General features: G+C 69.3%; 12 protein-coding genes. 5 read left to right on the top strand and 7 right to left on the bottom strand.

Going from position 1 to position 12593, the window contains the following annotated elements:
• Nucleotides 1–80 precede the first annotated feature (80 nt).
• Nucleotides 81–1097, bottom strand: coding sequence for a patatin-like phospholipase family protein (locus GBZ48_RS36820; protein ID WP_174474032.1), 1017 nt, complete (start codon nt 1095–1097; stop codon nt 81–83).
• A 363-nt stretch (nt 1098–1460) separates the two neighbouring features.
• Between GBZ48_RS36820 and GBZ48_RS36815 the strand changes: the two genes are divergently transcribed.
• The 5 genes from GBZ48_RS36815 (at nt 1461) to GBZ48_RS27925 (ending at nt 7743) form a co-directional block, all read left to right on the top strand.
• Nucleotides 1461–1589: a hypothetical protein gene (locus GBZ48_RS36815; RefSeq protein ID WP_281362505.1), complete on the top strand. Its 129-nt coding sequence runs from the start codon at nt 1461–1463 to the stop codon at nt 1587–1589.
• A 294-nt stretch (nt 1590–1883) separates the two neighbouring features.
• A complete protein-coding gene (locus GBZ48_RS27940; protein WP_174474031.1) occupies nt 1884–2591 on the top strand; it encodes a protein phosphatase CheZ in 708 nt (235 codons plus the stop codon).
• Between the two features lie 85 nt (nt 2592–2676).
• Entirely contained in the window at nt 2677–3414 is a 738-nt protein-coding gene (locus GBZ48_RS27935) for a hypothetical protein (protein ID WP_246307512.1), read from the top strand.
• On the top strand, nt 3411–4154 hold the full coding sequence (locus GBZ48_RS27930) for an OmpA/MotB family protein (protein ID WP_174474029.1): 744 nt from the start codon (nt 3411–3413) through the stop codon (nt 4152–4154). The genes GBZ48_RS27935 and GBZ48_RS27930 overlap by 4 nt, the downstream gene beginning before the upstream one ends.
• Nucleotide 4155: 1 nt before the next feature.
• Nucleotides 4156–7743 (top strand): tetratricopeptide repeat protein, encoded by a 3588-nt coding sequence (locus GBZ48_RS27925; RefSeq protein ID WP_174474028.1) that lies wholly within the window; start codon nt 4156–4158, stop codon nt 7741–7743.
• Nucleotides 7744–7811: 68 nt separating this feature from the next.
• Here GBZ48_RS27925 and GBZ48_RS27920 read toward each other — a convergent pair whose 3' ends face one another.
• The 6 genes from GBZ48_RS27920 to GBZ48_RS27895 all read right to left on the bottom strand — a co-directional run.
• Nucleotides 7812–8357 (bottom strand): fasciclin domain-containing protein, encoded by a 546-nt coding sequence (locus GBZ48_RS27920; protein ID WP_109449518.1) that lies wholly within the window; start codon nt 8355–8357, stop codon nt 7812–7814.
• 159 nt (nt 8358–8516) lie between these two features.
• Complete coding sequence (locus GBZ48_RS27915; protein WP_174474027.1) at nt 8517–10415, bottom strand: potassium transporter Kup; 1899 nt, start codon at nt 10413–10415, stop codon at nt 8517–8519.
• Nucleotides 10416–10635: 220 nt separating this feature from the next.
• Nucleotides 10636–11424, bottom strand: a complete 789-nt coding sequence (gene fliP, locus GBZ48_RS27910) for a flagellar type III secretion system pore protein FliP (RefSeq protein ID WP_174474026.1) — start codon at nt 11422–11424, stop codon at nt 10636–10638.
• The gene (locus tag GBZ48_RS27905) at nt 11421–11762 is read right to left on the bottom strand and encodes a FliO/MopB family protein (RefSeq protein WP_174474025.1); all 342 of its coding nucleotides are present in this window, start codon (nt 11760–11762) and stop codon (nt 11421–11423) included. Before GBZ48_RS27905 ends, fliP begins: the two co-directional genes overlap by 4 nt.
• Nucleotides 11763–11784: 22 nt before the next feature.
• Nucleotides 11785–12240, bottom strand: a complete 456-nt coding sequence (locus GBZ48_RS27900; RefSeq protein WP_174474024.1) for a hypothetical protein — start codon at nt 12238–12240, stop codon at nt 11785–11787.
• A partial coding sequence (locus GBZ48_RS27895) for an EscU/YscU/HrcU family type III secretion system export apparatus switch protein (RefSeq protein ID WP_425486018.1) occupies nt 12237–12593 on the bottom strand: 357 nt, incomplete at its 5' end. The genes GBZ48_RS27900 and GBZ48_RS27895, both read right to left, overlap by 4 nt.

The raw sequence follows: 12593 nt of genomic DNA, 5'->3' as shown, positions 1-12593 counted from the left end.
AGATTTAGCCCGGGCGGACGCCGGGACACGAGGGATATATGGCTGATACGGAAGACGGGAACAGCCTCCAGCGCAACCGCTCAGGCGCGGCGCAGGGCCAGTTCGATGGAGGGGCGCAGCATGGAGGCGGCGGCATGGCCGATCTCCACCGCCTCGGCGGCGCGGTCGAACTCCAAAATGCCGATATGGGCCAGCCGCGGTGCGATCAGCACGTCGGGCGGCTCGCCGGCCAAACGGGACCGGGTGATGCGGTCCTGCATGATGTCAATGGAGCCGGCCATCACCTCCAGCGCGTTGGGCATCTGCCTGTGGGCATGGGCGTCGTCGATCTGGTCGGCCAGGAACTGGGTGCGCCGGCTGGGCTTGCGGCCGAGCCATGTCGAGATCTGGCTGGTCAGGTGGGACAGAGCGGGGGAGCCGGCATCGCCGCCGGCCACCACCGGCTCCGGCGCCTTGACCGCGACCGTGTTGCCGCCAATTCCCTTCCCGTTCAGCCCCTTGCCGGTCCCTCGGCCGGTCGGCCGGCCCAGCGGCGACAGCTCGCTGTTCAGGTTGACCGCGACCACGAGGTCGGCCCCCAGCGCCCGGCAGAGCGAGACCGGCACCGGGTTGACCAGGGCGCCGTCCACCAGCAGGTGATGGTCGCGCCGCACCGCCGGGAACAGTCCGGGCATGGCGGCCGAGGCCATCACCGCCGACATCAGCGGGCCGTCGCGCAGCCACATCTCGCGCCCCGTCGACAGGTCGGTGGCGACGGTGGCGAAGGGCATCGGCAGCTTTTCGATCAGGATGTTGCTGCGCTCGTTGTCGAAGCGCCCGAACGCCTTCTCGGCCGCCACCAGACCGCCGCGGCGGAAGGTGAGGTCGATGATGCCCAGCATGCCGAGCCAGCCCATCTTCTGCGCCCAGGCCTGAAGCTCGTCGAGCTGGTCAGTCAGATAGGCGGCCCCCACCGCGGCGCCGATCGAGGTGCCGCAGATGATGTCGGGCTTGATCCCGATCTCTTCCAGCGCGCGCAGGACGCCGATATGCGCCCAGCCGCGCGCCGCACCGCTGCCCAGCGCAAGCCCGATCTTCAGGTCGGTTCCCTTCGCCATCCACATCTCCCGTCGGCGCCCCCGGCTTCGGAGGCCAGATGCCTCCGGGCATCGGAGGCTGGATGCCCCCGGCATCGGAGGCTTGATCTAGAGCTTATCATCTAGGCATTACCGCCCGGTTTCGGAAGCGGCCGGAAGTGGCACGCCGGCGGAGACGGGGGCATCGCCGCACGCGAGATGGGAAATCTCGAAAATTCGGCCGATCTTTGACCTGGATCAGAGGTCGCCCAGGCATGACTGTGGCAATTCTGTGCCAGTGGTCGAGCATTGTCGTATCGCCGGGCGATTTTAACCATGCGTCAACTGCCCCGGATGCAGTTTCGTTGCGTTGCAGTGTAGTTCCCGAACCCCGGAAGGTTTGTCATGGCCGACGAACTGAAAAGCTTCAGAAAAGACTGGAAGCGCTGGTCCCCGATGGAGCGGCTGGTTGCCGTGACCGTGCTGGTCCTGATCGCGCTTCTCGGTGCGCCGGCCGCCGCCGGCCTGTTCTGAGCGACGCCCCTGTCGAGGCCCGCGCCCATGCGGTCGCGCCGGCCACAGTGTGACGCGCCGGCAACTCGGGCGCAGTGTCAGGACCCTTGGCGTGGTCATCTTTACGGGCTCTTAACCCTCGCGTCCTAGGCTTTGTCGGCTCGGACAGTTCCTTGGACGGTTGGGCGCCACAAGCGGTCGGAGCATCGAACCTCCGCCGCGGAAGGCACCGACGGTGCGCTCGCTGGAGGGCGCGAACCGGGGAGGTTCCGGCACATTCCGCCAAGGCCTTGCCCCTCTCGCTGGACACGCCCGATGACCTTCCCCGCCCAATCCGCCGTGACGGAACAGAAGCTCCTGAGACAGCGCCTCGACACCGCCTTCGCGGAAGCCGCACAGCCGCTGTCGCGCGACGAGGTGACGGACATCGTCCGCAACATCCTGGGCAGCATGGACGGCGACATCTCCGCCACCGACCTGCGCCTGTACAAGGAGGTCGTGGACCTCGCCAGGTACATCGAGACGGCCAAGCAGGAGATCGCGGCGCTCCAGCCGGCCGAAATCCGCGACGAACACATCCGCACCGCCACGGACGAGCTGGACGCGGTGATCGGCGCGACGGAAAAGGCGACCTTCGCCATCTTCGACGCCTGCGACGCCATCGGCGCCATCGCCGGCCAGACGGATGCCGGCACCTCGGCCAAGCTGAACGACCAGATCACCGCGATCTACGAGGCCTGCAACTTCCAGGACATTACCGGCCAGCGCATCAGCAAGGTGGTGCGCACCCTCAAGCACATCGAATCGAAGGTGGACATGATCGTCGCCGCCTTCGGCAGCGAGGTGCGCCAGAACCATGCCCCGCGGCTGGCGAAGCTGGCGGCGGAGGAGGCGGAGGCAGCCGTGCATTTCGAGCCGATGAGTGCTGAGGAAGCGGATCAGCAGCTTCTGCACGGCCCGCAGCTGCCGGGCAACGCCATGGACCAGGACGAGATCGACCGTCTGCTGGCCAGCTTCGACTGACGCCATGCTGCCCGGCTCCCCCATCAGCAGGCCCGGCGGCGGGCACACGGCCCAGGGCATCGCCCCGGGGACGGGAAGCGCCGGGTTGCCGTTGCTGCTGCGGGCCGGGCGCGCCGGCGGTTCCGGCACCCATGCCAACCCGAACAACGGCAGCATCCTGCTTTTGCTGTCGCTGTTCCTGCTGCTTCTGGTCTTCTTCATCGTGCTGAACGCCCATTCGGTGCAGACGGTGCAGAAGGTCAAGGCGGTCGCCGCCTCGCTGGAGCGGACCTTCCCCAGCTTCGTCATCGACCCGCGCCTGCGCGAGGGGGCCGAACCGGTGGCCTCGCGTGCCGGGACCGTCTTCGCCGTGCAGCGGTTGGAGGATGTCGGCACCCTGTTCGCCACCGCGGTTGCGGTCTCCAAGGTGGAGGTTGTCGCCCCCGGCCAGCTGCTGGAGGTGCGCCTGCCCGCTGATGACCTGTTCGTTCCCGGCACCATGACTCTGCGGCCGGACCGGCAGGGACTGATTGACCGCATCGCCGACGCGCTCCGCCAGTCGCGCCAGGGCGAGCGGGTGGAGCTGGACGCGCTGCTCGGCATCGGACCGACGGGGACGCCCAGCCAGCCGCCGGGGCCGGTCGCCCGTGCCGGCGTGCTGGCCCGCGCGCTGGTCGAGGATGGGGCGCCGGCCCGCAACGTCACCGTCGGGATCGAGCGCGGCGAGCCCGGCGGGGTGCGGCTGCTGTTCTCCCTGCGCTGGGACGAGGGCGGGGCGGTCCGCCCGGCGGCGAAAGCCGCACCGGCTAAGACCGCACCGGCGAAGACCGAGGTGCGGAAATGATCCGCGTTCCCCGGATCGCCGGCAGGACAGGGGCGGACGATGGCGGCGCCCAGCGCAAGACGCTGTGGCTGATCAGCTTCACCGACCTGATCTCCCTGATGCTCGCCTTCTTCGTGCTGATGTATTCGATGAGCGAGCCGGAGGCCGAGCGCTGGACCCGTCTGGCGAAGGGCGTGTCGGAGTCGATCCCCGCCGCGCGCTCGACCGCCACCGCCCCGTCGGACCGGCCGGCCGATCCCGGCGCCGCCTTCAACGCCATGGCGGTGGAGGCGAGGGCGGCCATCGACCTGCATTATCTGGCGGCATTGCTGGGAAGCCAGCTGCGGTCGAATGCGGAGCTGGCGGTGGTCGATGTCCGGCGCGAGGATGACCGGGTGGTCATCCGCCTGCCGGGAGAGCGGATGTTCGACCCCACCGGCGCCGCCTTCACCGAGGAGGGGCGGCGGGTGCTGTTCCTGCTGGGCGCCGTCATCGGCCGCATCGGCAACCGCATCGAGCTGGTCGGCCATGCGGAGCATGAGGATACGACCGGCGGCGTCGCCTGGGAACGGGCGCTGACGCGGGCGGTCGCCGTCTCCGCCGCCCTGCGCGAGACCGGCTATCGCCGCGATCTGGTGGCGCGGGCGGTGATGATGCCGGTGGACGGGGCAGGGGACAGAGCAGGGATTGCCGGCGATGTGCCGGGCGGCGGGGGGCGCCTGCCGGTCGACATCGTGGTGCGCGAGGAAGGAGCGGATTGAGGTGACGGACGGCTCGGGCTATCGACGGAAGCGCTGGCTGCGCGGCTGTGCCGCGGCGGTGGCGCTGCTTGCCGTGCCGGTCCTGCTCTCCCCCCTGCCGGCCGATGCCGCCAGCGTGCCGGTGCGTGGCGGCACCCACAAGGATTTCGGCCGTCTGGTCTTCGACTGGCCGGGCAAGGTCGATTTCACCGCGGCGGTCGAGGGCGACCGGCTGGTCATCGCCTTCACCGAGCCCATCGACGCCCCGGTTGACCGGCTGGTGCGGGCGCTGCCCGACTATCTTGCCGCCGGACGGGTGGAGGCCGATGGCAGGACGGTCTCCTTCGACCTGAAGCGCCCGGTTTCGCTGAAGAGCTTCCGCAACGGCAACGCCGTTGCCATCGATTTGTCGCCCGCGGCGGCAGGTGCCGCTCCGCAGCAGGCCGCCACCACGACCGAGAGTGCGCCGCCCGCGCCGCCAGTGCCTGCCAAGGCGGACGCCGCGAAGCCGGTACCGTCCGCCGGCCGGCTGCGGGTGCAGGGAGGCGACCAGCCCGACCGGAGCCGGCTGACCTTCGATTGGCCGGGCCCGGTCGGCTACAAGGTGACGCGCGACGGCGCCGCGGTGACCGTCGCCTTCGACAAGGGCGGCACCGCCGACCTGTCGGCCCTGCCCAAGGCACCGCTGCGCAACATCCGCAACATCGAATCCTACCGCCAGCCCGACGGCTCGCTGGCGGTCACGCTGGCCGTGCCGCAGGACGCCGAGGTGAGCGACAGCGCGTCGGGCAAGTCGATGGTTCTGTCCGTCGGCAATCCGGGGTCGCGCGCCGGCCTGCCCAAGAGCGACGGCGCCGCTCCGGCGGCCGCTGCGCCCGCTTCCGGTTCCCAGGGAACGCCGGCCGGGCAGGGCAACCAGGGCGCCAGCCAGCCGGCGCCGGCGAAGGACGTGGCCAGGGAGGGCGGCAAGGACGCGCCCATGGTGGCGTCGGCCACCTCCGGCCGGTCGGCCGTCGCGGCGAACGCCGCCGCCGCCAACCCCGCCCCAGCCTCCGCTGCCGCACCCGCTGCTCCGCCGGCCGAGGCCAAGGCGGCTCCGGCCGCCCCTGCCGATGCGAAGGCCCAGCCGGCGGCGGGTCCGAAGGGACCGGTGCTGACCTTCGACACCGGTGGGCCGGCCTCCATCGCGGTCTATCCGCGGGCGGGACAGCTCTACATCGCCTTCGACCGGCCGATGCCGATCGGCGCCGGCAAGCTCAGCGGTCCCGGTGCCGAGCTGATGGGCGCGGTGGAACCGGTGCCGGCGACCGGCGGCAGCGTCTTCCGCACCAAGATCGGCCCGATGGTGTGGCCGACGGTGGAGCGGCAGGGCACCACGTGGCGCATCCTGTCCTCCGCCCGCCCCGCCAACATGGGCAGCACCGGCGATCTGCGGGTGGAGCCGGACCCCGATTTCCTGCTGGGCGCCCGGCTGCTGGTGCGGGCCCCCGATGCGGCCAACGTCGTGCAGTTCGCCGATCCGGACGTCGGCGACCGCATCCAGGTCGTTCCGCTTCCCAGCCCGGGGCAGGGGGTGCCCGAACCCCACCGCTATCCTGACCTCGAAGTCATGGCCTCCTACCAGGGCGTGGTGGTGCGGCCGATCTCCGACAATGTGACGGTGCGGGCGATCAAGGAGGGGGTGGAACTGACCACGGCCGGCGGCCTGCACATTTCGCCCACCGCCGATGCCGGCAACGCCGCGTCACCGCCGCCTCCCGCCGCCTCCGCTCCGCCGCCGGCCGCTCCCCAGCCGGTTCCGGCGCAGCTGGCCGCGGCGCCGATGCCCGTTCCGCCGGCCGGCGGGTCGTCGGCAGCCATGGAGCCGCCCAAGGCGCAGCCCGCCCAGATGCAGGGCCGCCGGCTGTTCAACCTGCCGGCCTGGAAGCGCGGCGACCTCGACCATTTCACCGAGGCGCGGCAGGATCTCCAGCTTGCCGTCGTCAACGCGCCGGAATCGGAACGGGCGAAGGCGCAGCTCGATCTCGCGCGCTTCTATTTCGCCAACGGGTTCGGGCAGGAGACGCTCGGCCTGCTGGACGTGCTGCAACAGAACCAGCCCGACCTGGAAGGCTGGCCGGAGTTCCGGGCATTGCGCGGCGCCGCCCACGTGCTGACCGGCGATCTGGACGGCGGCGAGGCCGACCTGTCGATCCCCTCGCTTGCCGGCAATCCGGAAGCCAACCTGTGGCGTGCCGCCATCGCCGCCGACCGCCGTGACTGGCCCAAGGCGATGGCCGGCTTCAAGGCGTCGGGCCAGATCCTCAACAGCTATCCCGATCCGATGCTCGGCAAGCTCGGGCTGCGGGCGGCGGAGGCGGCGCTGGAAACACGCGACACCGCGACCGCCAAGCGGCTGTTCGACCGCGTCATCGAGCATGGCGGCCCGGATCAGGAGGAGAATCCGCAGACCCAGTATCTGCGCGGCCTGCTCTATGCTCAGACCGGCGAGATCGATCAGGCACGCCAGCAGCTGACCGCCGCCTACAACAGCTATGACCGCTTCTACCGTGCCAAGGCCGGGCTGGCGCTGACCAATCTGGAGCTGTCGGAAGGCAAGATGTCGCCGACCGCGGCGGCGGAACAGCTGGCCGGCCTGACCTTCACCTGGCGCGGCGACGATCTGGAGATGCAGATCCGCTCGCGCATGGGCGAGGTGCTGATCGCCGGCGGCGAATATGCCAAGGGCTTCAACACGATGAAGGAGACGGCGGCCCTGGTCGCCGACACGCCGAGGGCCGAGGCGATCACCAAGGAAATGTCGCGCATCTTCGCCGACCTCTACAAGGACGGGGCGCAGCGCCTGCCCACGCTCGACGCCATGCAGCTCTACGACCAGTTCCGCGAGCTGACCCCGGTGGGCGAGGCCGGCGACGAGATCATCCGGCAGCTGGCGGAACGGCTGATTTCCATCGACCTGCTGAACCGCGCTGCCGACCTGCTGCAGCATCAGGTCGAATACCGCCTGTCGGGGCTGGACAAGGCGCGGGTCGGCACCCGGCTGGCCTCGGTCCGGCTGCTCGACAACAAGCCGGAAGAGGCGCTGAAGGCACTTGAACTGTCGAATGTCGCCGGCTTGCCGGCCGATCTGGCGGCTGAGCGGCGGCTGATGCAGGCCAAGGCGCTGGCCGAGCTGAACCGCGGCGACGAGGCGATGCAGCTTCTGGCCCAGGACGACAGCACCAACGCCAATCTGCTGCGTGTCGACATCGCCTGGAAGGGACAGAAGTGGGATGCGGCGGCGCTGGCGCTGAACAAGGTGATCGGGCCGCCGCCCACGCCGGGCAAGCCGCTGGACCCCAGCATGTCGCAACTCGTGCTGAACCGGGCCGTCGCGCTGGCGCTGGCCGGCGACGGCAACGGGCTGAACCTGCTGAAAAAGGATTTCGAAGGGTCGATGAAGGGCGGGCCGAACGAGGATGCCTTCCGCATTCTGACCCGCCCCGAACAGGCGATGGGCCTGATCGACGTCGGCACGATCCGCTCCCGCGTCGCGGAAGTGGATATGTTCAAGAAGTTTTTGAAGCAGTATCGCGGCGGCAAGCAATCCGCGGACAAGCCGACTTCATAAATCGGCGGAATGCCGGGCGTTAATCACGGCTTCGTGCTGCCCGCCGGTCATCGTAAGCCTTTGGGCCGTTACTTCGGCAGCAGAACCTTGTCGATGACGTGGACGACGCCGTTGGACTGCTGGACGTCGGCGATGGTGACGCGGGCCGTGTTGCCCGACGCGTCGGCGACCATCACGGCATCGCCGGACTGGGTGAAGGTCAGCGGCATGCCTTCCACCGTCTTCAGCATCGCCTTGCCGTTGCCCTTCTTGATGTCCGCCACGAGGTCCTTGGCGTCCAACTTGCCCGGAATGACGTGGTAGGTCAGCACCTTGGTCAGCTGGCCCTTGTTCTCAGGCTTCAGCAGCGTGTCGACGGTGCCGGCGGGCAAGGCGGCGAAGGCCTCGTTGGTCGGGGCGAAGACGGTGAAGGGGCCCTTGCCGTTCAGCGTGTCGACCAGCCCGGCGGCCTTCACGGCGGCGACGAGGGTGGTGTGGTCCTTCGACTGGGATGCGTTCTCCACGATGGTCTTGCTGGGATACATCGGGGCGCCCCCGACCATCTTTTCCATGGCGGCATTGGCGCAACCGGCAAAAAGAAGGGTGGCGATCGCCACGGTGGCAACCTTCTTCATAGCATTTCCTCTTATCGGTGAAGGTCCGCTTCCCGCGGACACATCACCGGTACGGGGGATGCTATCGCTCGGATCACAGCGATTTCTAAGCGGAACGCCGATTTCTGCGAGAGCGAAGGGGGTAAGTCTTCGGTCGTGCTGCAGCTGTCCTTCGGCCGGCTACAGCTGGACCTGGGTGCCGAGTTCCACCACGCGGTTCGGCGGCAGCTTGAAGAAGTCGGTGGCGCTGACCGAGGTGCGGGACATCACCACGAACAGCTTCTCCCGCCACAGCGCCATCTGGGAATTCATCTGCGGAATCAGCGTCTCGCGGCCCAGGAAGAAGGAGGTCGCCATCACGTCGAACTCCAGGCCGAACGCCTTGCACAGGCGCAGGGCCTTGGGAATGTTCGGCTCCTGCGAGAAGCCGTAGCGCACCGTGATGCGGTAGAAGCCGTCGGCCAGCCCTTCGACCAGCACGCGGTCCTTGGCCGGCACGCGCGGTACGTCGTCCACCACGACGGTGACGAAGACGATGCGCTCGTGCAGGACCTGATTGTGCTTCAAATTGTGCAGCAGGGCGATCGGCACGGTGTTGGAGCTGGAGGTCATGAAGACCGCCGTGCCCTTCACCCGGTGGATGTCGCCCTTCTTCGCCTGCCGCTGGATGAAGGCGTCGAGCGGCAGCGATTCCTCGGCCAGCCGCTTGGTCAGCACCGCACGGCCGCGGCGCCAGGTGGACATCAGGCCCAGCGTGACGCAGGCGATCACCAGCGGCACCCAGCCGCCATGGGGGATCTTCACCGCATTGGCGGCGAAGAAGGAAACCTCCACCGTCAGGAAGGCGGCGCCGACCCCGAAGCAGACCGGCAGGCTCCAGTTCCAGCGGCGGCGGGCCACCACCAGGAACAGGGTGGTGGTGATGATCATGTCGCCGGTCACCGCGATGCCGTAGGCGGCGGCGAGACGGCTGGAGGACTGGAACACCAGGACGAGGCCCAGCACCGCGGCCAGCAGGCCCCAGTTGGCGCGGGGGATGTAGATCTGCCCCTCCTCCTCGCTGGAGGTGTGGCGGATGTCGAGGCGCGGGCAGAGCCCGAGCTGCACCGCCTGCCGGGTCAGCGAGAAGACGCCGGAAATGACCGCCTGGCTGGCGATGACGGCGGCGGCGGTCGACAGGCCGATCAGCGGATAGAGCGCCCAGTCCGGCGCCAGCAGATAGAAGGGGCTGCGCACCGCCGTCGGGTCGTTCAGCAGAAGCGCGCACTGGCCCAGATAGTTCAGCAGCAACGCCGGCAGCACCACGGCCAGCCATGCCACCTGGATGGGGCGGCGGCCGAAATGCCCCATGTCGGCATAGAGCGCCTCGCCGCCGGTCACCGCCAGCACCACCGCACCCAGCACCAGGAAACCGGCGATGCCATGGTTGGCGAAGAAGGAGATGGCGTAGAGCGGGTTGAAGGCGACCAGCACGCTCGGCTGCTGGATCACCTCCAGCAGACCGAGGATGCCCAGCGTGGCGAACCAGGCCAGCATGATCGGACCGAACAGCGCGCCGACGCGCGAGGTGCCGTGGCTCTGGATGGCGAACAGGGCGATCACGATGGTGACGGTCAGCGGCACCACCGCCGATTCCAGCGCCGGCTCCGCCACGCCCAGCCCCTCCACCGCGGACAGCACCGACATCGCCGGGGTGATCATGCCGTCGCCGTAGAACAGCGCGGCGCCGAACAGCCCCAGCGCCGTCAGCACGGTCAGCCGGCCCGAGGCGTCGGGCCGCGTCTTCGACGCCAGCGCCAGCAGGGAGAGGATGCCGCCCTCGCCCTTGTTGTCGGCCCGCATGACGAAGCCGACATACTTGACGGTGACGACCATCACCAGCGCCCAGAACACCAGCGACATGATGCCCAGCACGTTGTCATGGGTCAGCGGCAGCCCATGCTCGCCGCCGAAGCATTCGCGCAGCGTGTAGAGCGGGCTGGTGCCGATGTCGCCAAAGACGACGCCGAGCGCACCCAGGGTCAGCGTCGCGAGCTTGCCGGTGTCGGGCTGCGCGGCCTTCAAAGCGGTATCAGTCATGCAGTGATTGCGGTCCGAAGTTGGTCCGTCGTTCAAAACGCCCGTTCGATGGCGCCCGTTGTGGCGGCGATGTCCCCGGGCCGTCCATCCCGCCCTAAACGCTCATCGTCTTTCCTCATACGCGTTTACGGCGCCCGGCGCCAGAGCGGGCTTGCGCGCCCCTGCCGGCGCCGGGGGGATGCGACGAAGTGCGCGGGGCTTTCCCGCTGCGCGTGTGCGCTCAGAGCGTTCCGAAACTGCGGGCCAGAGAACCGGCGATCAGATACCACCCGTCGACCAGCACGAAGAAGATGATCTTGAACGGAATCGCCACCATGGTCGGCGGCAGCATCATCATGCCCATCGACATCAGGATCGACGACACCACCATGTCGATGATCAGGAAGGGCAGGAACAGCAGGAAGCCGATCTCGAATCCGCGTTTGATCTCGGAAATCATGAAGGCCGGGACCAGAACATGCAGAGGCATGTCGTTCGCCTCCGGCACAGACTGGATGCGGGCCATGTCCATGAACAGGCGCAGATCCTTTTCGGCGGTGTGGTGCAGCATGAAATCGCGGAGCGGCGCCATCGTGCGGCGGAACGCCTCCATCTCGTCGATTTCCTGGTTCATCAGCGGCTGGATGCCCTGGGTGTAGCTGCGCTCGAACACCGGGGCCATGACGAAGAAGGTCAGGAACAGCGCCAGCGACATCATCACCGTGGTCGGCGGCACCTGCTGCACGCCCAGCGCGTTGCGCAGGAAGGACAGCACGATGACGATGCGGGTGAAGGCCGTCATCATGATCAGGATCGACGGTGCCAGTGACAGCACCGTGATCAATCCGATGGTCTGGACGATGCGGCCGGTGGCGGTGCCGCCGGCGTCGCCCAGGTCGAAGGTCAGGCTCTGCGCCAGCGCCGGCCCGGCGCTCATGCCCAGCGCCACGCCGACGGCGAGCGCCAGCGCCAGCCCGGCGGCGGCCGGCTTCCAGCAGGCGCCGAGACGGCGGAGGATGGACCGCCTCATCGCGGATCGCTCCCCGCCGGGCGGAGGGCGTCGGCCGGTGCGGCCTCCACCCCGGCGAGCGCGCTGTCGAACCCGCCCGCCGGCGTGCTGTCGACCAGCAGGTCGCCGTTGGCGCTCAGCAGGATCAGATGCTCGCGGTCGTCGCGGCGGACCAGGACCAGCCGCCGCTTGGCGTCGATCGGCAAGGCCTCCACCACGCTCAGCCGGCGTTGGCGGGCGCGTCCGCGCACCGTTCCGCCGGCCATGCCGACCCGGCGCATCACCCAGGCGACGACCATGATCAGCGCCACGACGAAGACGAGCGCCATCAGGAATCGGATATACTGGTCGAGATCCATGGAAACGGCAGGCTTTCTCTGGTCAGGGCGTGTCGTCGGGCAGGCCGGGAGCGGCCGGACCGGGACTGCGGCCGTAGGCGGCTGCCGCGCGCTGGCGGGCGGTGTGCGGATCGTCGCGGCCGGCCAGTGCGGCGGCGACGGCCTCCTCCCGTCCTTTCTGCTGGTCGGTCAGGGCGGCGGCAAGCGGACCCAGCGCCGCCACCAGATCGCCGAGCGGGCCGAGCAGCGTGCGCGCCTCGCCCCGCGGCAGCGCCTCCGCGGCGAGGCAGAGATGGGCGACGCGGTCCTCCAGCCCGGCGAGGTCAATCAGCACGCCGGCCTCCGCCTGCGCCCGCGCGTCGTCGAGCGTGGCGCCCAGCACCGCCGCCCGCTCCGCGATGCCGGCGGCCGACTCGGTGCCTTCCGGAGTGGGAGGGGTGGGAGAGGGCGATAAGGAGGATGGCGGCATGGACGGCGGCATGGGCGGCGGACGTGTCACGGCTTGTCCTCCTCCGGACTCTCTTCGGATCGCGGCTCCGGCGGCAGGGTGCCGTTGGCGCGGTAGACATAGGCGAGGATCTCGGCCACCGCGGCGATGGCTTCGACCGGAATGTCGCTGTCGACCTCGATGGCGGACAGGATTTCGACCAGATCGGCGTCCTCGCGCACCTTCACGCCGTTGGCGAAGGCGACCTCCAGGATCTGTTCGGCCACTGTGCCCTTGCCGGTGGCGACGATCCGCGGCAGGCTTTCCGTGCCCAGCTCGTACTTCAGCGCCACCGCGACCGGGCGTTGGGCCGGGCGCCGGGCGGCAGGCGGCCTCGTGCCGGCAGTCGGGCCGGCAGGCGACGG

The organism is Azospirillum melinis (assembly GCF_013340935.1).
Lineage (GTDB): Bacteria > Pseudomonadota > Alphaproteobacteria > Azospirillales > Azospirillaceae > Azospirillum > Azospirillum melinis.
The sequence above is the reverse complement of the archived record's forward strand: the minus strand, read 5'-3'. Positions and strand labels throughout refer to the sequence as shown.